General features: G+C 60.2%; 15 protein-coding genes. 2 read left to right on the top strand and 13 right to left on the bottom strand.

The window, feature by feature from the left end:
- Position 1: 1 nt before the first annotated feature.
- Positions 2-1,498 carry a type II secretion system ATPase GspE gene (gene gspE / locus OU997_RS15655; RefSeq protein WP_256583060.1) on the bottom strand — a complete coding sequence of 499 codons (1,497 nt, stop codon included), beginning with the start codon at positions 1,496-1,498 and terminating at the stop codon, positions 2-4.
- Between the two features lie 237 nt (positions 1,499-1,735).
- Between gspE and OU997_RS15650 the strand changes: the two genes are divergently transcribed.
- Positions 1,736-2,380 (top strand): type II secretion system protein N, encoded by a 645-nt coding sequence (locus OU997_RS15650; RefSeq protein ID WP_267807415.1) that lies wholly within the window; start codon positions 1,736-1,738, stop codon positions 2,378-2,380.
- Positions 2,381-2,384: 4 nt separating this feature from the next.
- Complete coding sequence (gene gspD, locus OU997_RS15645) at positions 2,385-4,334, top strand: type II secretion system secretin GspD (RefSeq protein ID WP_267807413.1); 1,950 nt, start codon at positions 2,385-2,387, stop codon at positions 4,332-4,334.
- A gap of 85 nt (positions 4,335-4,419) precedes the next feature.
- On the opposite strand, the gene OU997_RS15640 is transcribed toward gspD, so the two are convergent.
- From OU997_RS15640 to OU997_RS15585, 12 genes are all read right to left on the bottom strand, one after another.
- Entirely contained in the window at positions 4,420-7,164 is a 2,745-nt protein-coding gene (locus OU997_RS15640; RefSeq protein WP_108486132.1) for a peroxidase family protein, read from the bottom strand.
- 139 nt (positions 7,165-7,303) lie between these two features.
- The gene (locus OU997_RS15635) at positions 7,304-9,943 is read right to left on the bottom strand and encodes a LuxR C-terminal-related transcriptional regulator (RefSeq protein WP_267807411.1); all 2,640 of its coding nucleotides are present in this window, start codon (positions 9,941-9,943) and stop codon (positions 7,304-7,306) included.
- 221 nt (positions 9,944-10,164) lie between these two features.
- The gene (locus tag OU997_RS15630; RefSeq protein WP_267807409.1) at positions 10,165-11,376 is read right to left on the bottom strand and encodes an O-succinylhomoserine sulfhydrylase; all 1,212 of its coding nucleotides are present in this window, start codon (positions 11,374-11,376) and stop codon (positions 10,165-10,167) included.
- Positions 11,377-11,472: 96 nt separating this feature from the next.
- Positions 11,473-12,981 carry an amidophosphoribosyltransferase gene (purF, locus tag OU997_RS15625; protein WP_108489090.1) on the bottom strand — a complete coding sequence of 503 codons (1,509 nt, stop codon included), beginning with the start codon at positions 12,979-12,981 and terminating at the stop codon, positions 11,473-11,475.
- A 45-nt stretch (positions 12,982-13,026) separates the two neighbouring features.
- Entirely contained in the window at positions 13,027-13,581 is a 555-nt protein-coding gene (locus OU997_RS15620) for a CvpA family protein (RefSeq protein WP_108489089.1), read from the bottom strand.
- Between the two features lie 139 nt (positions 13,582-13,720).
- Positions 13,721-14,317 carry an SPOR domain-containing protein gene (locus tag OU997_RS15615; protein ID WP_267807407.1) on the bottom strand — a complete coding sequence of 199 codons (597 nt, stop codon included), beginning with the start codon at positions 14,315-14,317 and terminating at the stop codon, positions 13,721-13,723.
- A complete protein-coding gene (gene folC, locus OU997_RS15610) occupies positions 14,301-15,608 on the bottom strand; it encodes a bifunctional tetrahydrofolate synthase/dihydrofolate synthase (protein WP_267807405.1) in 1,308 nt (435 codons plus the stop codon). The genes OU997_RS15615 and folC overlap by 17 nt, the downstream gene beginning before the upstream one ends.
- On the bottom strand, positions 15,605-16,489 hold the full coding sequence (accD, locus tag OU997_RS15605) for an acetyl-CoA carboxylase, carboxyltransferase subunit beta (RefSeq protein ID WP_108489086.1): 885 nt from the start codon (positions 16,487-16,489) through the stop codon (positions 15,605-15,607). The genes folC and accD overlap by 4 nt, the downstream gene beginning before the upstream one ends.
- A 202-nt stretch (positions 16,490-16,691) precedes the next feature.
- The gene (locus OU997_RS15600) at positions 16,692-17,312 is read right to left on the bottom strand and encodes a phosphoribosylanthranilate isomerase (protein ID WP_267807403.1); all 621 of its coding nucleotides are present in this window, start codon (positions 17,310-17,312) and stop codon (positions 16,692-16,694) included.
- A gap of 108 nt (positions 17,313-17,420) precedes the next feature.
- Entirely contained in the window at positions 17,421-18,287 is an 867-nt protein-coding gene (gene truA, locus OU997_RS15595; protein WP_108489084.1) for a tRNA pseudouridine(38-40) synthase TruA, read from the bottom strand.
- A gap of 3 nt (positions 18,288-18,290) precedes the next feature.
- Complete coding sequence (locus tag OU997_RS15590; RefSeq protein ID WP_267807401.1) at positions 18,291-21,143, bottom strand: FimV/HubP family polar landmark protein; 2,853 nt, start codon at positions 21,141-21,143, stop codon at positions 18,291-18,293.
- A gap of 153 nt (positions 21,144-21,296) precedes the next feature.
- The gene (locus tag OU997_RS15585; RefSeq protein WP_267807400.1) at positions 21,297-22,307 is read right to left on the bottom strand and encodes an aspartate-semialdehyde dehydrogenase; all 1,011 of its coding nucleotides are present in this window, start codon (positions 22,305-22,307) and stop codon (positions 21,297-21,299) included.
- Between the last annotated feature and the right edge of the window lie 76 nt (positions 22,308-22,383).

Below are 22,383 nucleotides of genomic sequence, written 5' to 3'. Positions count from 1 at the left end.
GCTATTCCTCTCGCGTCACGCGCAACACTTCCTCGACCGTGGTCGCCCCTTCCAGCACCTTGCGCCGGCCATCTTCACGGATGCTCGGGCCGAGGGTACGGGCGTGACGGGTCATGTCCTGCTCGGAGGCGGCATTGTGAATCAGCGTGCGCAGGTGGTCATCGAACACCACCAACTCGTAGATGCCGGTGCGGCCACGGTAACCCTGCTGATGGCACTCGGCGCAGCCACGGGCGTGAAACAAGGTCGGCGGATGTGCGAACGGTACGCCGAGCAAGGTGCACTCGGCTTCATCGGCTTGATAGGCCTCTTTGCAATGCGGGCACAGCACCCGCACCAGACGCTGGGCCAGCACGCCGAGCAAGGACGATGACAGCAGAAACGGTTCGATGCCCATGTCCACCAGACGGGTAATCGCACCGATGGCGCTGTTGGTGTGCAGGGTCGAGAGCACCAGGTGGCCGGTCAGCGAGGCTTGCACGGCGATTTCAGCGGTTTCCTTGTCGCGGATCTCGCCGACCATCACCACGTCCGGGTCTTGGCGCAAAATCGCCCGCAGGCCACGGGCAAAGGTCATGTCGACCTTGGTGTTGACCTGGGTCTGGCCGATACCTTCGAGGTGATATTCGATCGGGTCTTCAACGGTGAGGATATTGCGCGTGCGGTCATTCAGGCTGACCAGGCTGGCGTACAGCGTGGTGGTCTTACCCGAACCCGTTGGCCCGGTCACCAAGAGAATGCCGTGGGGTTTGCGCACGGTGGCTTCCATCAGATCACGGTCACGCGCGCTCATGCCCAGGTGTTGCAGGTTGAGGCGGCCGGCTTGTTTATCCAGCAAACGCAGCACCACCCGCTCGCCATTGGCCGAGGGCAGAGTCGAAACCCGCACATCGACTTCACGGCCACCGACTTTCAGGGAAATACGACCATCCTGCGGGATGCGCTTCTCAGCAATATCCAGCCGCGCCATGACCTTGATCCGCGAGACCAACAAGGCCGCCAGCTCGCGCTTGGGTTCGAGCACTTCACGCAGTACGCCATCGACGCGAAAGCGCACCACCAGGCGTTTTTCAAAGGTTTCCAGGTGAATGTCAGACGCGTTTTCCTTGATCGCCTCACCGAGGATGGCGTTGATCAAGCGGATGATCGGTGCGTCGTCTTCCTGCTCAAGCAGGTCTTCGGTTTCCGGCACCTGCTCGGCCAATGCTGCCAGGTCCAGGCTGCCACCGATGTCTTCGGCCAATTGCATGGACGCCGAGTCATGTTGATACGCCTGCCCCAGCGCCTGCTCAAAGGCCTCAAGGGTCATGGCGTGCAGCGGCAGGCGCACGCCAACAAACCGCTGTGCTTCGGCCAACGCCACCAGTTCCACACCCGGGCGATAGGCCAGGCTCGGCAGCCCGTTGGCGCTCAACAGCACCACCCCATGGCGCTTGGCAAAACTAAACGGCAAACGCCGAACAGGAGCTTCGGTTAGCAACGCATTCATTCGTAACATGCCTTTGTCACAGTAACCGAAGCAGCGCCGCAGGACGCCAAATGCACAACAGCAAGCCAGGGCTCTGTGAATTAATAGTTGTAAGTAGCAGGATTTAGCAGGAAAACCGCGCGCTATCTTTAGCACATTGATCAGAACGACACACTACCCCAACGGGGGGCTGTCAAACTCCTGGCAAGTGTCTATGATCAGGGCGCGATCCACGCCACATAATAATAAGTTCTGGAGTGACGCCCCTTGCCCCTTTTGGCTTCCCAACGCTGGCTGCAGCGCCATGCCACCACCCTGGTGGGACTTGCGCTGGTGACCGTCATGAGCTTCAGCCTGACCTGGCAAAGTGCCGAGTGGCTACGCCTGCTGCGCACCCCGGCAAAGACAGCTGAAACCTCGGCGCACACCGCGCAAACCGCCGCACAACCCACTGAAATCGGCCAGCTGTTCGGCACCAGCAGCGTGACCAGCGACAGCCCCGCCCCCAATACCGACCTGCGCCTGACGCTGCTGGGCAGCTTCGTGCATGCCGACCCGCAGCGTTCCAGCGCGATTATTCGCAGCGAAGGCAGCAGCGCGCAGCGTTACACCATCAACAGTGAAATCAGCAGCGGCGTTCGCCTGCATGCGGTAGCCGCCGACCGCGTCGAGTTATTGCGCAATGGCCGCCGTGAAAGCCTCAGCTTCCCCCTCAGCGCTCTGGCGACGAGCAGCTTGCCAAGCAGTGTAAGCGAGACCTCAACAGACCCACTGGAACAGCTCAGCGAGCTGCAATCCGATGACCTGATTCAGCTGCGCGAACGCATGGATGCCCTGCGCCAGCAGATGCAGGCCTCCGACAGTGTGCCGGACACCCCAGAACCCACCGATTTGCCAACGGAAACCAACTGACACGATGACCCCGACTCTTTCGCGCCTTACCTTCGCTCTGTTGGCTGCGGGCCTGGCTTGCAGCCCACTGCCGCTGATTGCTGCCGTGACTGCTGTGGCGCCCAGCGCCAGCCAGCAGGAGGAAAGCTGGACCATCAACCTCAAGGGTGCCGATATCCGCGAGTTTATCGACCAGGTGGCGCAGATCAGTGGACAGACCTTTGTCGTCGATCCGCGGGTCAAGGGCCAGGTCAGTGTGGTGTCAAACAGCCCGCTGACGCTGACCGAGGTGTATCAGCTGTTTCTCTCGGTGATGGCCACCCACGGCTTCAGCGTAATCACCCAGGGCGACCAAGCGCGCATCGTGCCCAACACCGAGGCCAAGGCCGATGCGGACGCCGGGCGCAACGCACCAGACCGCCTGGAAACCCGACTGATTCAGGTACAGCATGGCTCGGCCACCGAACTGATTCCGCTGATCCGCCCACTGGTGCCGCAATACGGTCATTTGGCCGCCATCACCACAGCCAACGCGATCATCATCAGCGACCGTACCGCCAACATTGAACGCATCGAAGACCTGCTGCGCCAGCTCGATCAGAAAGGCCAGCATGATTACAGCGTGCTCAACCTGCAGCATGCCTGGGTCATGGACACCGCCGAAGTGCTGCGCAATGCCGTGGATCGTGGCCAGGCCAAGGGCGCGTCCGGCACTCAGGTGATTGCCGACGGCCGCACCAACCGCCTGATTCTGCTCGGCCCACCGGCAGCACGGGCCAAGCTGGTGGCCATGGCCCAATCACTGGATACGCCCACCAGCCGCTCGGCCAATACCCGGGTGATTCGGCTGCGCCATGGCGATGCCAAGAGCCTGGCGGAAACCCTCGGCGAGATTTCCGAGAAGCTCAAACCAGAAGCCGGTGGCGAAACCACCGGCAAACCGCAGACCATCCTGATCCGCGCCGACGAAAGCCTCAACGCCCTGGTGCTGCTGGCTGAACCCGATGTGGTGGCGACCCTGGAAGACATCGTGCGCCAGCTGGATGTACCGCGCGCGCAGGTTATGGTAGAGGCAGCGATTGTCGAAGTCTCCGGCGATATCACCGACGCCCTCGGTGTGCAGTGGGCCGTGGATGGCCGCGGCAGTACCGGTGGCCTGGGCGGAACCAACTTCAGCGGCACAGGATTGTCTGTGGGCCGTGTATTACAAGCCATTCAGGACAGCGGCAGCGACACTGATAACAACACCCTGGCCAACCTGCCGGATGGCGCCATCATCGGCCTGGGCACAGACAGTTTCGGGGTACTGATTACTGCGCTGTCGGCAAATAGCAAAAGCAATCTACTGTCCACGCCCAGCTTGCTGACGTTGGATCACCAGAAAGCGGAAATTCTGGTCGGGCAGAACGTGCCCTTCCAGACCGGTTCCTTCACCACCAGCGGTTCGGGCGCGGACAACCCTTTCACTACCATTGAGCGCCAGGACATCGGCGTTACCCTCAAGGTCACCCCGCACATTAACGAAGGGGCAAGCTTACGCCTGGAGATCGAGCAGGAAATCTCCTCCATTGCCCCCACCAGCCAGGGCGTCAATGCGGTTGACCTGATCACCAACAAACGCTCGATCAAGAGCACCATCCTCGCCGAAAACGGCCAAGTCATTGTGCTCGGCGGGCTGATTCAGGATGACGTCACCCAGGCCGACTCCAAAGTGCCGTTGCTGGGTGACATTCCATTGGTGGGAGCACTGTTTCGTTCGACCAAGGAAACCCGCATCAAGCGCAACCTGATGGTCTTTCTGCGCCCGACCGTGGTGCGCGATGGCGCCGGCCTGGCCGCGCTCTCCGGGAAGAAATACAGCGATATCCGGGTACTCGGTGATGTGCGCGAGGATTACCGCCCCGGCATCCTGCCGAGCAATCCGGATCACCTGTTCGACAAGGCCGAGCCCGGCGCTATCGACCTGCGCGAGTAACCTCTCGGCCGCACGCACAGAGCAGCACCGCAATAAAAAAGGCCTCGGTATCCACCGAGGCCTTTTGCTTTAGCGCGACTAACGCTTATTTGTCTTCGTTACGCTGGTGCTTGAAGAACACCCCGTTATCGCCGAACGCCGACGCGACAAAGGCCGAAGTCAGCTCCATTTCGCCAATCTTCACCGCACTGTTGCGCCGTTGAGCGGCGTAATTGCGGCTGATCGACGGAATGATCGAGGTCTTGATCTCCATCGACGTGGCGTACACGTCATAGACCTTGGTACCGGCATTGAGGGTCAGCAGGTCCGCACGGAAGTCATGTGCGGTGCTGGCGAAACGATTGCGCAGCTCGGTGCGCGGCACAAAGTAAATCTGCGTCGGTGCCTTGGGTTTGGCCACGGTGGCGCCGGCCTGGGTGACTTCTGCCATGTCGTTGAGCAGCAGCAGTGTCGGCTTGAGGCTCACCGCCGAGAACAGAATGGTCGTGCCCAGGGTGTCGTTGGCTTCCGGCACCACGTACTGCGACAGCTCGTTGGCGAAGAAGTTATGGTTACCGCCCTGCCCGCTCAGGGTGTAGAGGGCGGACACGTTCTCTGACGGTTTACCATCGACAAAGGCCTTCCATGCCAGGCCCGGGGCGAAGCCGCGATCGGCGGGATCACCGGTAACCGACAAGCGCAGCAGGCCGTTGTCAGAGCCCTGGAACAGCCCACTGTAGGGGTTGTTCGGCACTGCGACGAACTTCACCTTGGCCATCACGCCATGGGGATGAATTGGCTTTTCATAACCCGCTGGGGCTACGTCACTGCGGACCTTGACCTTGTTCCAGAGGATCGAGCCAATCAGCCCGCCCACATTCACTGGCTGCAACGCTGGCAGTTTGTCCGGCGCATATTGCGTGCGCAGCGCACCATTGACCCAGAGGTTTTCCTGCTTGTTGGCCCCTGGCCAGCTTTCATAATCCGCCGGAATGTTCAGGCCCCAGGGTTTGAAGGCGTTCTCCACCCCAACCAGGCTGGCCTGCAGCTGCGGATTGTGACGGCGCAACACATCGACCATGGTGGTGTGTTCGACCCAATCGATCCCTTCCGGGGTGTACACCTCAGGGCGATAGTCCTTGGTGTAGAAGCGGTCAGTCATCAGGCGGCGCGAGGCGTTCATGATGAAGATCTGGAACGCCGTTTCGCCGAAGGCAAAACCTTCCGGCCGCACGGTTTCGGCCAGCATGCCCACCAGGGTGTCGATGCGCTCGATGTTGTTGCCATAGATGCGTTTGAGTTCAGCCAGGGTCGCGGCGTCTTTGGTCAGGTCCTCGAACTTGGTGATCGGCTTAAGGCCGATCTGCCGGCGGAATTCGTTATAACGCGGCACGCCGCGCTCACGGTCACGCAGCACGTCGATGGTGGCCAGGTCGATATCACCCACCAGCGGCATCGACAGGTTACGCAGGAAGTTCGGGTAGTTGTTCAGCGTCAGCGAACCTGGGTTGGTGATACCGAAGGAGTACCACAGGCGCTCCGGACGCTCATCGTTAAGCAGGTTTTCGGCATCACGATCGCGAGTGTTCTGCAGGGCGATGGTGCGCGCCACCTGGTTGGAGCCGATGTCATACACCTGCACGTTGTCACGCATCAGCGGGTGCATGCGGTACACCGCGACGAACTCTTCGGTGAGAGTGAACGGTACGCCGTAGTTGTTTGGTGCGGTAGAGCCGACGATGCCGGTCAGGGCGTGGTCGATGGCGCTGTTACCCACGCCTGGAGCTACGTTCGGGTCGAAACCGAGGATGCGTTTGACGAAAGAATCGGACTTGGCCAAGTCCGCTTGCAGCATGCGCACTTCGGCCTGGAAGTCGTCACGCGGGCCGCCCTGGCCGAGCAGACCCCACCAGTTGGAGTACATGGCGCGCTCGGTGATCGGGTTGGCAATCACCGCCGGGGTCCACTCCACAGTATGGATCTTGGCCATCAGTGCCGAGTTGATCAGCCGCGCGCGGTCATACAGCCACTGATCGCTCTGCGTCGGGTACTTCTGCTTGAGTTTGCTGGCGATGGCGTTGTGCTCAAGGGTGAACAGCTGATGCAGCATGCTCAGCCCCACCCACCAGTTCTCGTTGAACCCGGTTACCGGCTTGCCGCTGAGCAGCTCGCTGGGCAGAGTGCCGTTGGCATTGACCTTGAGCTTACCGTCGACAAACGCGCGCACCTTGTCGTTGGTAGCCTTGTTGCTGCCGTACAGCTGCGAGCCGTCCCACCAGTGGGTGTTGTGGTTGCGGTAGGTCTGCGGCTTGCCAGCATCGGCGCTGCTGCGGCTCGGGTCCGGCTGGGTGCGCTTGACGGACATGCTGCCACTGCCCAGTACATCGCCCGGCGGCAACGGGAACTGGATCGGGTCGGCATCGGCATTCGGGCCGTGATCGAACCAGTCGTGCACCATAAATTGAATCCAGGCCGCAGCAATAAAGTTAAGACTCGGGGCCGGCTTGAACTCCTCGCGCGCCATCAGCAGGTTACTCACCTCACGCGGGTTGGGGCTGAGCAGTGTGCTGGTTTCGCCATGGGTGACCGCCGGGTTGACGTTGCGACCAAAGCGCCGGTACACCGAACCCTCGGCCGGGTTGCTGAGAATGTTACAGGTGCCATCCTCGGTGCGCGCCGCCAGGCTACGCGCATCGCAGGTGATGTTGGCGTTGTAGCCCGCGTAATTTTCGACATCGAAGAGGTTGTTCTCGAACAAGGCCTGGCGTTCGACCGCCAGCACCAGCAGCCCCGAGACGACGCCCAGCGTTCCCAGCTTGGTCAAAGCTGGCCAAGTGACCCATACCGACATGGCTAATGCTCCCGTTTTTATTGTTGTACGGACAATGCGGCTACCGACATAGCAGCGCAGGATCAAGCCTATTGGCCGGCCAGGTACAACGCCCCCCTCCCGCGGAGGGGTGGCGGCCAATCAGTCGGTGAGGGCTGGGCTAGCTGAGTGAGGCCCGCGGGCGTACGACGAGAATCGCTTCGGTGCGGCTGGAGACATTGAGCTTGGAGTAGATGTTCTTCAGGTGCCATTTGGTGGTGGACAGAGCAATACCGGTCTTGTCGCTGATCTGCGTATTCGACAGTCCGCTGAGCAGGCACTCGAACACTTCCACTTCCCGCCCGGTGAGCAGGCCACTGGCCAGTGGATCAAATGGCGGTGCGCTCTGCTCACCCTGCAGGAATTCGGCATAGTGCTCGCGGTACTTGTCCGGCACTGCGAGCAGACCGGCCTGCACCAGGCTCAGCACACCCGCGGCAAAACCCGGCGCCTCGTCGAACACCGAACGGTTGATATTGACGATGCCATGGGCCTCCACCAGACGGCTGAGGGCCTCGAGTTGTTGCGCTTTGCTCTGTGTGGTGGCGGCCAAGACCAGTTGATTGGCTTCAACGATCAGCCGTCGCGCGCGCATTTCGCTGCGCTGCAGCGCCGCACCAAGCACCTTGAGAATCCGCGCCGCCTGTACCTGCGCACCGCGCGCCTGCAACCAGTAGACGCAGGCCAGGCCCAAACGCTCCCAACTCTCGTCATAAGGCCGCACCGTCTCCCACTCCCCGGCTTGCAAACGTGCCGGCAGATCATAGCGCTGAGCCACCGCGTCCATGGTAGCCGCCTTACCGCCAAGCCAAGCCTGGCGCATGCTTTCCTGAGCCACCTGGCTGACAAATCGCGCGTAGTTACCCAGCTGCAGGATGCACGACAGCTGATCCAGCAGACGGCAGGCCCGGGCCTGCTGCTGACGCCGGTGCAACAGCCGTGACAGGGTAATGTAAACCGTGGCAATCGCCTCGGTGGCCGAAGACGAGTTGACCATCGCCATCAGCTCGTCGCACAGCTGTTGTGCCTCGTTCAGCTGATTCTGCTCGTACAGCACCACCACCATGGCCGTGGCACGGTTGACCCAGGCCGGAGACGTCGGATTGGTGCCCTGATAATCCAGGCATACCTGCTTGCGTGCGTGTGTTGCACGCCCGGCGTTGCGATGGCACAGGGCAATGATCAGGTCGGTGTAGCTCTCCAGGAAACTGTGCCCGCATTGCGCCAACAGTTGCTTGGACTCGCTGGCAAAGCGAATGGCCTCCTGCAAGCGTGCCCCCAGCAGGTGCTGATAGGCAATCACCGCCAGGGTGCAGGCACGGATTTCCAGGTCCTGCCCCGCGCCCAACAGGTCACGCCAGGCCGGCGGCGGCTCAAAGTCCTTGTCCTGCTCGAACAAGCCAAGCAGCAAAGCGAGAAACTGCCGCGTCGCCGGCTCCAGGTTCGCGCCAGGTGCACGCGCCTGCAGGCCATCGAGTAATTCCAGGTGGTAATGCGCCTGATGGAAGCGCCGTGACAGCGACAGCGCGGCAATCAGCCAGCCCAATAGTTTGGGCTGGGCCAGCAGCAGCGATTCCGGCAACGGCTCCAGCCAGCGCAGGATGTCACCGAACTGGCCGCTGCGAACCCAGGCCGCGCAGCTGTGCTCCAACAGCCCGAGAAACAGCTGCTGACCCGCACAGTGCTGGGCATGCTGTAAAGCCTGCTCATGCTCGCCCAGTTGCATGAAGTAATCCGCTGCGCGACTGTGCAGCTGATCCAGGCGGGCGTATTCCTCGATCAGCAGGCGTCGGCAGAGAAAGTCCTGCAGCAACGCATGGAAGCGAAAGCTGCCAGGCTGGTTTTCCACCGGCAGCAGGAACAACTGCCGCTCAGCCAACTCCTCCAATAACAGCGCTGAGCCCGTGCGCTGCAGCACATGGTCACAGAGCGCACCATCAAAACGCTCGAACAGCCCGCAGCACAGAAGAAACTCGCGCAGGTGCGGTGGCAACTGGCGCAGCACCACATGGCCAAAGTAATCGACGATTTCCGGCTGACTGCCGTTGAAACGTTGCAACGCCTGGGTGCCGAAGCGCGCATAGGCCAACAAGGCGATCTTCACCCCTGCCACCCAGCCTTCCGTCATACCCAGCAGGCTGTCGAGGTAATCCGGGTTCAGCGCCTGCCCGCCCAGGTGGCGGTTGAGCTGCTGCACCTGCTCGGCGGACAAGCGCAAGTCGTGCTGATCGATACACAGCAGGCGGTTTTCCAGCTTCAGCTGGCTCAGGGCAAAGCCTGGATGATTGCGGCTGGCGATGATCAGGTGAACATGGCTCGGCAGCTGCTCCAGCAGCACCGCCATCACCTCCAGAATACTGCGCGACTCAATCCACTGAAAATCATCGAACGCGATAAACAGCGGCCCTTCGACTCGCTCCAGCGCATCGCCGAACAGCTCGCCCAGCAGCCGTGGCGACAGGCTGGACGCCAGCGCCAGCGGGTTGAACCAGGACGTGTCGAAGTCAATGACCTGGGCGCGAATGCCCTCGGCCAGGTGACGGAAAAAGCACAGCGGGTCGTTGTCGCGTGCCTGCAGCGGGTAATGCACGAGCGTCGCCGCACAGCCAGCGCGCCAGTGCTGCAGCAAGGTGGACTTGCCGGAGCCAGCCGGGGCCAGCAGCAACGTCAGGGCAAAATCGTCACTGCGCCCCAGCAGGTCCAGCAGGCTCTGGCGGAGCACACCATTGGCAGACGAAATACACGGCTGAATTCGGTCCATGAGTCAGACCCTGTTCTTATTATTTGTGCGCGATCAGACGCCGCGCCTGCGATGAATGCTAGCGCCTGCGCCTGAAGAGAATTTGAAGTGCGTCAAAGTTCGCCCACGGCTAGCCAAAGGTTGGCCTGCAGCCGAACGCATCAGTGGACAAACCCAGCAATAAACAGCCGCTGTGGAGAAATGATGCACCTGGCGAGCAACCGCCAGGTGCTGGGAGCGGTTTAGAGTGCCGCCAGACCGCGAGCCAGATCCGCCTGCAGATCCGCCAGGTCTTCCAGACCCACGGCAACGCGAATCAGGTTGTCGCGAATCCCGGCATTGGCACGCTCGGCCGGGGTTAGACGGCCATGCGAAGTGGTCGCCGGGTGGGCGATGGTGGTTTTCGTATCACCCAGGTTGGTGGTGATGGAAATCACCCGTGTGGCATCAATAAACCGCCAGGCCGCTTCCTTGCCACCCTTAACCTCAAAGCTGACCACCGCACCGAAGGCGCTCTGTTGGCGCTTGGCCAGTTCATGCTGCGGGTGGCTGGGTAAGCCAGCGTAATACACGTGCTCAATGCCGTCCTGCTGCTCCAGCCACTGCGCCAAGTGCAGTGCACTGGCGCAATGGGCCTGCATGCGGATACGCAAAGTTTCCAGACCTTTGAGGAAAATCCAGGCATTGAATGGGCTCAGCGTCGGCCCGGCAGTGCGCAAAAAACCCACCACATCGGTCATCAACTTGGCCGAGCCCGCCACCACACCGCCCATGCTGCGGCCTTGGCCGTCGATGTACTTGGTGGCCGAATGCATCACCACATCCGCACCGAGTTTGATTGGCTGCTGCAAGGCCGGCGTGCAAAAGCAGTTGTCCACCGCCAGCAACGCGCCTTTGCTGTGAGCGATGTCGGCCAGTGCAGCAATATCCACCAGCTCGGCCAACGGATTGGACGGCGACTCGACAAACAGCAACTTGGTGTTGGTCTTAAACGCCGCCGCCCAGCCGTCGAGATCCGCCAAGGGCACATAATCAACCTGCACACCAAAGCGCTTGAGGTACTTTTCGAACAGGCTGATGGTTGAGCCGAACACACTGCGCGACACCAGCACGTGGTCGCCTGCGCTGCACAGGCTCATGACAATGGCCAGAATCGCCGACATGCCGGACGAGGTCGCCACAGCCTGCTCGGCCCCTTCCAGCGCGGCAATGCGCTCTTCAAAGGCACGCACAGTCGGGTTGGTGTAGCGCGAATAGACATTGCCCGGCACTTCGCCAGCAAAGCGCGCCGCCGCATCGGCCGCCGAACGGAACACGTAACTGGACGTCGGGTAAATCGCCTCGCTGTGCTCGCCCTCGGGGGAGCGATGCTGACCGGCGCGCACCGCCAAGGTGTCGAAGCCGACGCCTTCAAGATCGCTGTCCAGACGTCCCGCTTGCCATTCCTGACTCATACCTACCTCTTCACAGCAAAAGCCCGGATAGGCTCCGGGCTAAAAATTCCAAATGGGCCCGGATACATCCCGGGCCGAACGCCAAGGGCTGATGGTTTAGTTGTTGTACAAATCGATAATCGCACTGACCGCCTGCGACTTGACCTTGGAGGCATCGTTGCGTGCCTGCTCGATCTTGTTCAGGTAAGCCTCATCAACGTCACCGGTGACGTACTTGCCGTCAAACACCGCGCAGTCAAAATTGTCGATCTTGATCTTCTTGCTGCCGCTGACCGCTTCAATCAAATCCGGCAGGTCCTGATACACCAGCCAGTCAGCACCGATCAGCTCACACACTTCTTCGGTGGTACGGCCATGTGCAATCAGCTCATGGGCGCTGGGCATGTCGATACCGTAGACGTTGGGGTAACGCACTGCCGGTGCAGCCGAGCAGAAATACACATTCTTCGCCCCGGCTTCGCGGGCCATCTGAATGATTTGTTTGCAGGTGGTGCCACGCACGATGGAGTCATCCACCAGCATGACGTTCTTGCCACGGAACTCCAGTTCGATGGCATTGAGCTTCTGGCGTACGGATTTCTTCCGTGCAGCCTGCCCCGGCATGATGAAGGTGCGGCCGATGTAACGGTTCTTGACGAAGCCTTCGCGGAACTTCACACCCAAGTGGTTGGCCAACTCCAGCGCAGCGGTGCGGCTGGTGTCGGGAATCGGGATGACCACGTCGATGTCATGCTGTGGACGTTCACGGAGGATCTTGTCGGCCAGCTTCTCGCCCATGCGCAGGCGCGCCTTGTACACCGAGATGCCGTCCATGATCGAATCCGGACGCGCCAGGTAGACGTGCTCAAAGATGCACGGTGCATATGTTGGATTGGCCGCGCACTGACGGGTGAACAGCTTGCCTTCCTCGGTGATATACACCGCTTCGCCCGGTGCCAGGTCACGGATCAAGGTAAAGCCGAGCACGTCGAGCGACACGCTTTCGGAGGCAATCATGTATTCCACACCTTCATCGGTGTGACGCTGGCCAAACACAATCGGACGAATGCCGTTAGGGTCGCGGAAACCGACAATGCCGTAGCCAGTGATCATCGCCACCACTGCATAACCGCCCAAGCAGCGCTCGTGCACCTCCGTCACCGCGGCGAACACGTCTTCTTCGGTCGGCTGCAGCTTGCCGCGCTGCGCCAACTCGTGAGCAAACACGTTAAGCAGCACTTCCGAATCGGAGTTGGTGTTGACGTGGCGCAGGTCAGATTCGTAAATCTCCTTGGCCAGCTGCTCGACGTTGGTCAGGTTGCCGTTGTGCGCCAAGGTGATGCCGTACGGCGAGTTGACGTAGAACGGTTGCGCTTCGGCGGAGCTGGAACTGCCCGCCGTCGGGTAGCGCACGTGGCCGATACCCATATGGCCGACCAGACGCTGCATGTGGCGTTGTTGGAAGACATCACGCACCAGGCCGTTGTCCTTACGCAGGAACAGGCGGCCATCATGGCTGGTGACAATACCGGCAGCATCCTGGCCGCGGTGCTGGAGGACGGTCAGCCCGTCATACAGCGCCTGATTGACGTTCGATTTACCGACGATACCGACAATGCCGCACATGTGACGCAACCCCTACTCAATGGAACACGATGATTCGCAATGCACTTACGGCAGCTTGGGCTGCAGCAGCGCCTCTTTGAACGGTAACTCCACCGGCGCTGTCACGCCGCTGGCAAGCCACTGACTGGACACCCCAAGGATCAGGTTTTTCGACCAGTCTGCAACCATCAGAAAATGTGGCATCAGCGCTGATTCCTGCCACCAGCGGTCTTGCTGCACAGGTGCCAGGCTGATCAAGCCGACCAACACCACGACCAGCAGTCCACCGCGCGCTGCGCCGAAGACCATACCGAGAAAACGATCAGTACCCGACAGGCCGGTCACCCGGATCAGCTCACCGATCAGGTAGTTGACCAGGGCCCCCACCAACAGGGTGACCACAAACAGCATGGCGCAACCTGCAATCACGCGCGCCGAAGGGGTATCGATGTAGTCCACCAGGTGCTGCGACAGCGCGCCGCCGAACATCCAGGCGACCACGCCAGCAATGATCCAAGTAAGCAGCGACAGGGCTTCCTTGACGAAGCCTCGGCTCAGACTGATCAGACTTGAAATGGCGATAACGGCGATAATCGCCCAATCGACCCAGGTGAATGCCACGATGCAGGTTACCGACTGGAAAGGCGCTGCATTTTAGCAGAGCACCTACAAAGGGAGTAAGCAAAGGATTCACCAACCGCTGAAATGCCCGGCGAACCTGGCGACTTGCCTAGACTGACGGGCAGATCAGGCCGGTTGTTCAGCCCGCTTCAGGCTGGAAGCGCACCACAAAACCATTGAGTTTGTGCTGACGGTTGAGCTGATCACGTAGACGATCCGCCTCGGCGCGCTCGATCAGTGGCCCGACAAATACCCGGTTCATGCCATCAACGCTGCGGATGTAGGCGTTGTAGCCTTGAGTACGCAGGGTTTTCTGCAGCTTCTGCGCGCCATCGCTGCTGGACAGGCTCGCCAGCTGCACCGACCAGCTAATCGGCAGGCTATTGGCATCCAGCTTACTGGGCGCAGCAGGTGGCGCGGCCACTGGTGCAGCAGCAGGGGCAGGCACTGCGGCCACGGCCGGCTGCTCAAGCGACGGCGCCTCGACCGGCTCCGGACTTTGCATGGCGTCGGAACCAACCGGCTCATCCGGCAACAACTGCGGCTCAGGTACCGCCACGGCTTGCACCTCGAGACTGGGCATTTCAGGCGCAGCCGGCATTTCAGGGGCATCGACCTGCACCCGACGCGACTCGTCTTCACGCGATAACAACATCGGCAGGAAGATCACTGCCAGCGCCAGCAACACCAGCGCACCGACCATGCGCTGCTTCAATCCTTTATCCAGCAAAGCCATCCTGCACGCCCCCATTGGCTTGGCGGGCCAGCCAATCCAGGGCCTCGGCCACGCAGTAGAAAGATCCAAACAGCAGCACTTCATCGCCATCGGCGGCCCGCTCGCACTGAGCCTCCAGTGCGGCCTGCACACTGGCATAAGCAGCCACTTGCGCACCACAGTCCTGCAGATGCGCCTGCAACTCGGCAGCTTCACGGCTACGACTGGTCGGCAATGGCGCCACCGCCCAGCTGTCCACGTCAGCCAGCAAGGGGGCAATCACACCGTTCAAGTCCTTGTCAGCGAGCAGACCAAATACCGCCAAACGCTTGCCAGGCAGGACTCGCGAAGCCAGACGCTGAGCCAGATAGTCAGCCGCATGGGGATTATGCCCAACATCGAGCAGCAGCGTGAGTGACTTGCCCTGCCAATTGAGCATTCTGCGATCCAATCGCCCGGTGACTCGGGTCTGCAGCAACGCTTTGCGGATCGCCTCAGGCTGCCAGGGCAGCTGCATCACCGCATAAGCCTGTAAGGCCAGGGCTGCGTTTTCCATAGGCAGATCAAGCAACGGCAACTGATCAAGATGCAGCACTTGGCCCTGCGCATTGAGGCCATGCCAAGTCCAGTCATGCTCATTCATGCTCAGGTCATAATCGCGGCCACGCAGGAAAAATGGCGTGTCCAGCAATGCCACCTGATCGAGCAGCGGTTGCGGCGGATCAATATCACCGCACAAGGCAGGTTTCGCGGCGCGCAGAATACCAGCCTTCTCGAAGGCGACTGATTCGCGGCTATCGCCGAGCCAGTCGGCATGATCGATACCAATGCTGGTCACCACGGCAATATCGGCATCCAGCAGGTTCACCGCATCCAGACGACCGCCCAGCCCCACTTCCAGAACCAGAGCATCCAGCCCAGCTTGCTGGAATAGCCAGAAAGCTGCCAGGGTGCCCATTTCAAAATAGGTCAGCGAAGTGTCGCCGCGCGCTGCCTCAACCACGGCAAAGGCTTCACAGAGCTGGGCATCACTGGCTTCAACACCGACAATCTGCACACGCTCGTTGTAACGCAGCAGATGGGGTGAGCTGTAGACACCAACCTTGAGCCACTGCCCTTGCAGCAGCGAGGCGATAAAGGCACAGGTAGATCCCTTGCCATTGGTGCCGGTGACGGTGATCACCCGAGGTGCAATCCTGGCTAACCCCAGACGCTGCAGGACGATCCGGGAACGCTCCAGCCCCATATCAATGGCGCTAGGGTGCAGTTGCTCCAGATAACTCAGCCAATCGGCAAGGGAACGTTCAGTCATGCAGTCGCCGACAGTGCAACAGGCGATGGCAACCCCATCAGCTGGGCCAACAGACGCGCCAGGCGCGGACGCAACTCGGCACGGTGAATGATCATGTCGATGGCGCCGTGCTCTAGCAGGAACTCACTGCGCTGGAAACCTTCAGGCAGCTTCTCGCGCACGGTCTGCTCGATGACCCGCGGGCCCGCGAAGCCGATCAGTGCACGGGGCTCGGCAACAATCACATCACCGAGCATGGCCAGACTGGCAGACACGCCGCCGTACACCGGGTCAGTCAGCACGGAAATAAACGGAATACCTTCTTCACGCAGACGTGCCAGTACAGCCGAGGTCTTAGCCATCTGCATCAGCGAGATCAGCGCCTCCTGCATACGCGCACCACCGGACGCGGAGAAACATACCAACGGGCAACGTTGCTCCAGAGCGGCATTAGCGGCGCGGACAAAGCGCTCACCAACGATGGCGCCCATCGACCCCCCCATAAAGGAGAATTCGAATGCACAGGTGACCACCGGCATGCCTTCCAGGGTGCCACGGATGGCAATCAGGGCATCCTTCTCACCCGTCTGCTTCTGCGCGCCAGCAAGGCGATCCTTGTACTTCTTGCTGTCGCGAAACTTCAGGCGATCAACCGGCTCAAGTTCGGCACCCAGTTCTTCACGGCCATCGGCATCAAGGAAGATATCCAGCCGCGCACGGGCATCGATGCGCATGTGATGATTGCACTTGGGACAAACATCCAGGGTCTTTTCCAGCTCAGGCTTGTACAACACCGCATCGCAAGACGGGCATTTGTGCCACAGCCCTTCGGGCACCGAACTCTTTTTGACCTCGGAACGCATGATCGATGGGATCAGTTTATCTACCAACCAGTTGCTCATGCTCTTGACTCTCCAAAGCTGTTAACCGGGCGGGCTGCGCTATATGCGACCGGGCCTGCCAGGGAAAATTCATGAGTACAGCCATTTCAGGGACCGGTGCCGGCACCAGCCACCTTGAATCAACCGCCTGCAGTATTCATACAACCTGCAACAGGGTTATGGACGGCCAAGCCAGCAGCGTCGTCACATACCCCGACACCACTCACCCACGCTTGACCGCCTGCATGAACGCCTTGATCTTCGCCGCATCCTTAATGCCTTTGGCCGACTCGACACCGCCACTGACATCGACGGCGTAAGGACGCACCTGAGTAATGGCCTGGGCCACATTTTCGGCCGTCAGGCCACCCGCCAGAATGACCGGCTTGCCCAATTGCGCCGGCACCAGCGACCAGTCGAAAGCCTCGCCCGTACCACCCGGGACACCCGGCACATAGGTGTCCAACAGTACGCCGCTGGCATTCTTGTACAGCGCTACCTGCACAGCAATATCATCCGCCGGCTTAACGCGCAGCGCCTTGATATAAGGACGGTGATAACCATCACAGTCAGCCGGGGTCTCGTCGCCGTGAAATTGCAGCAAATCGAGCGGCACTGCATCAAGAATCTCCCCCAACTCACAGCGGCTGGCATCAACGAACAGGCCAACCGTGGTCACAAAAGGCGGCAAGGCATTAATGATGGCCCGCGCCTGCGGCACGCTGACCGCCCGCGGACTCTTAGCATAAAAGACCAGGCCAATGGCATCGGCCCCTGCCTCGACTGCAGCCAGTGCATCCTCTACACGGGTAATGCCACAAATCTTGCTGCGAACGGCTGACAACAGGATGACCTCAATTAATTCAGGAAAAGCCGGATGCTAGGGTCTGTTGGCGGCTCTGCGCAAGCCGCGCACTAACAAAAACGCAGCCCCCCCGCTGTTGATGCGCGTTCAGATCTCGACGGCGACGTCCGGCAAACCGGAGAGAAAATGCGGCCCCAGGTAACGCTTGGGCAAGTCGAATTCCTCGGGGTAGTCGACCTGCACCAGGTACAGCCCATAGGGATGAGCAGTCACCCCACCAGTACGCCGTACGCGGGTTTCCAGCACCTCCTGCGCCCATTCAACCGGCCGTTCGCCAGCACCAATGGTCATCAGCACACCGGCGATATTGCGCACCATATGATGTAAAAAGGCATTGGCGCGGATATCCAGCACGATAAACCGGCCGTACTGCAGCAATTCCAGGTGGTGCACCGTCTTGATTGGCGACTTGGCCTGGCATTGGCGCGCGCGGAACGCACTGAAATCGTGGGTACCAATGAAACACCGCGCCGCCTGGCGCATGCGTTCGATATCCAGCGGCCGGTGATTCCAGGTGACCTCTTCGGCCATATGCGCCGGACGAATCTGATCGTTATAGATCACATAACGGTAGCGACGCGCCATGGCACAGAAACGCGCATCAAAGTGCGCCGGCATCGACTTGGCCCAGGTCACGCTGATGTCGCCAGGCAGGTTCATATTCGCGCCCATCACCCAGGCATGCATGGAGCGCTCTACCGGTGTATCGAAATGCACCACCTGCGCACTGGCATGCACCAGCGCATCCGTACGTCCTGCGCAGCTCAGGGTAACGGGCACACCACCCGCGACTTTCGCCAGGGCTTTTTCCAGCGACTCCTGAATAGACGGCACACCGGCACGCTGACGCTGAAAACCACGATAACGTGAACCTTTGTACTCGACACCAAGGGCTATCTTGAAAACGCCAACGGCAGCCGAATCGGCTGCCGTTGTAGTAAGACCATCAGACATGTATCAAACCAGTTTAGCGATCAGCTCACGCGCTTCCTGTTGCTGACCTTCGTTACCTTCGGTGATGACTTCATCAAGGATGTCGCGAGCACCTTCGGTATCACCCATGTCGATGTAGGCGCGAGCCAGATCAAGCTTGGTGGCCGTCTCGTCAGTGCCGGAGAGGAAATCGAAGTCATCGTCATTGTCCAGCGCCGCGCTGGCAGGCACAGCACTTGTCGACAGATCCAGATCAGCAGGCTGATCCAGGTCATCGGAGAGCAGATCCAACTCGGCACTGACTTCGTCCAGTTGCGCAGCAAAGCTGTCGCTCGATGGCTGAGCAGGTGCTTCATCACTCAGCGACAGGTCGAAGTCAGCTGACAGGTCAAAGTCACCAGCCGTTTCTTCTGCTGGCAGCTCGAAGCTTGACTCTGCAGCAGCAGGCGTCGCACTGGGCTCATCATCCAGGCTCAGCAGGAAATCATCCTCAGCATCTGCCGCAGGTTTGGCTGGCGCATCCAGATCGAGACTGAAGTCCGCCAGATCACCCCCCAAGTCCAAGCTATCACTACTGCTGTCCGCCAGACTCAGGTCAAAGCCCAGGTCATCCTCCTTATTATCGGCCTGCTCAAGCGGCGAGCTAAAGTCCAGGTCGTTGTCCAGTGACAGACTGTCCAGATCATTCAGCGAGGCATTATCACCAGCTGCTTGCAGGTCACGGTCCAGTTCAGACTCAAGGTCATCCAGGCTCAGGTCAAATGCATCATCCTGATCACCAGCCGGTGCTTTCGGAGCCGGGTCATCCAGGGTCAGATCATCCAGGCTGAAGCTGTCGAGATCTTCGGCAGTCGCAGCCGCTGCAAAACCGGCTCCGGCAGCTACCGCTGCCATCGCAGGGTACTTGGCCTTGATTTGATCGACTTCGGCAGCGCTGCCACCGATTTCACGCAGTTCGTTGTCCTGACGGGCAAAGCCATTACGGTCCCCCATCTCGGCATAGACTTCCATCAGCTTCAGACGCAGATCACTGCGCTGTGGCTCGTCATTGATTGCGGTCTGCAGCAGCTCGGCAGCCTGCGGGAAACGGCCATAGGCGATGTAGATATCGGCCTCACCCAAAGCATCACCAGTCTGCGCGGTAACCCGCTCATCGCTCGGTACATCGGCTTGTTGGCCAGCGAGGTCATCGCTCAGTCCGGCAAAACTGTCATCAGGCAGATCCAGGCCTGCACCCAGGTCGGCGGCATTTTCATCAGAGGCCAGACTTTCCTGCAATTCCGCTTCTTTCATGGCATTGCGACGGGAAAGCATCATCAATGCGACGAGGAGCACCAACAACGCACCACCGCCGGCAACGCCCAGCAGCATCGGGTTAGCCAATAAATCATTAAAAGCGCTGCTCTCGGCCTGCGGCTCTGCAACCACCGGCGTTTCAACTACAGGAGCAGGCGGTGCTACCGGGGCTGGCTCAGGTGCCACAACCGGAGCAGGCACCTGTGCAACGGGAGCGGCCGCTTCAGGCTGCGCAGCAGGCTCTTCGCTGTAGTTGAAATCAGTCTCACCGGTCGCAGCCGGCGTAACCGAATCGGGCGTGGCAGCAGGTTTTTGTATTGCAGCGGCTGGCGCCGGGGTCACTGGGACCTCCGCAGCTACCGGCGTTTCAACTGCTGCCGCCGGTGCAGCCGCTGGAACCGGCGTTTTGTTTTGTGCTGCCAGGTCGGCCTGCAGCTTGGCCATCTGATCGTCTTTCAGCTGGATCAGACGCTGCAGCTTGTCGAGCTGGCTCTGCAGATCGGTCATACGACCTTTCAGCTCGTCATTTTCACGGCGACTGGAGTCCAGGCTTTCCTGAGTCACGGCCAATTTGTCGGTCAACGCTTTGCTGTCGGCTGCGCCCTTGTCGCTGCCGGCGGTGGCTTTACCACTATCAGCGGCAACCAGCTTCAGGCTATCGCCTGTTTCAACCTTGGCCGGTGCGGCAGCGGCGTTGGTGCGTTTGGTGGCATCCAGTTGACGGGCGCTGGCGGCTACACTACGACCTTCGCGCCAGGCGGCATTCTGCTCGGCAACCTGAGCAATAGCCTCACCTTGGGAACGGCTCTTGACCTGTTGCTCATCAGGCAAGCGCAGTACCTGGCCATTTTTCAGACGGTTGATATTGCCGCCGACAAAGGCATCCGGGTTCAAGTCCTGAATAGCCAGCATGGCTTGGTGCACACTTCCGCCCGCACGTGCACGCTGGGCAATCTCCCAGAGTGTGTCATTAGCCGTAGTTTTGTATTCATTGCCGTCCAGCGGCTTGGCTGCTGGAGCGACTGGGGCGACTGGGGCAGCTGGGGCAGCTGGGGCAACAGGACGAGCAACCGGGGCGACTGCAACGGCTGGACGGGTGGCTGTGGCAGGTGCCTGCACACGTGGTGCTGGTGCGGCAACAGGCAGCTGTGCAGCAGCCGGGATTACGCTCTGTGGACTGTAGAGTGGCGGATCCAGCAGCAAGGTGTATTCACGCAGCAAACGACCATTGGGCCACAGCACTTCAACCAAGAAGTTCAGGTAGGGTTCGCGCATGGGCTTATTGGACGTTACCCGAATGACACTTTTGCCATTGGGTTTGAGCACCGGTGTAAATTTGAGATCCGTCAGGAAGTACTGACGATCTACACCAGCTTTGGTAAATGCTTCAGGTGACGCCAGAGTCGGAATAACTTCACTTGAGGCCAGGTCGCGCACTTCCAGCAACTCGATCTCTGCGACCAGCGGCTGATTGAGCGCCGATTGCAGGGTCACCTCACCCAACCCCAGCGCGTGCGCCATACCGGATGACAGCGCCGAAGCAGCTGCTATTGCCAGCACCAGTTTGCGAACCCGAACCATAGCGTTATCCCTTGTTTTATCTTTTTTCTCGGCCAGCGAGAGGATATTGAAAATTGCTGCCTGCCCCACCCGAAGGTGTAACCCCATTCAGCAATCAACTCAGCCAGTATTGCCAAGCTCGAAAGATTCTTCAAATTTCTAGGTAAGTATCTTTTACAGATAGTGTTTTATCAACAACTCGGCTATTTGCACAGCATTCAGCGCCGCGCCTTTTCTCACATTATCAGACGTAATCCACAAATTGAGTTGGGCTGGATCATCCAAACCAGCACGCACCCGGCCCACATAGACCACATCCTGGCCGACGGCATCGCCTACCGCAGTCGGGTAATCATCCCGCTCAACCAGTTCCAGCGCAGGTGCGCCGTCTAGTGCAGCACAGACCTGCTGCAAGTCGATAGCCGACTCAGCCTGCAGAGAAACGGTCAAACTGTCGCCAAAAAACACCGGCGCCTGGATACAGGTAATAGCAACCGGCAGTTGCGGCACGCCAAGCAATTGCCTGAGTTCACCGGCGATCTGCCGCTCCAACGCAGCATGCCCGTCGCTATCGGCCTGTTCGACCTGCGCCAACAGATTAAACGCCATCTGCCGGTCAAACAGGCGCGGTTCAAGGGCCCGACCGTTAAGCAATTCGGCCGTCTGGCGCGCCAGTTCGGATACAGCTTCACGGCCACGACTGGAAACAGCCAGGCAAGCGGTCACGGTCAGTCGCTGGATAACAAGGGATTCAGGCAGCGCGGCCAGCACCGCAGCCAGGGCGATCGCCGGCGCGCTCGGGCTGGTCAGCAAGTATGGCGCATTCAGCGCAGCGAGCACCTGCGGATTGACCTCAGGCACCAGCCGCGGCGCCTGCTCGGCGGGCAGACCACTGGCCAGGTCAACCACTGCACAGCCGGCCGCAGCAGCCTGCGCCGCATACATCTGGGTAACCTTACTGCTTGCGGCAAAGAACGCCAGGCGCACACTGGCAAAATCAAAACCCTGCAGATCGCGAACGCGCAAGCTTTTGCCTTTGAAAGCCAGCGAGCGCCCTGCCGACTCTCCACTGGCCAGCAGGTGCAGATTGGCCACCGGAAACTCGCGCTCTTCCAGCAATTGCACCAAGGCTTCGCCAACGCTACCGGTGGCACCAATCACGGCAATATCAAAGGTTCGGGTCATGGCAACACTTCAAGCGAAATAAGCCCGGCACTGTATAGCCAGGCCCGCAAAATGCAAAGAAGCAGGCTGATGGGTG

Origin of the sequence: Pseudomonas sp. SL4(2022), assembly GCF_026625725.1 — a bacterium.
GTDB lineage: Bacteria > Pseudomonadota > Gammaproteobacteria > Pseudomonadales > Pseudomonadaceae > Aquipseudomonas.
This window is presented reverse-complemented; position numbering and strand designations above follow the sequence as displayed.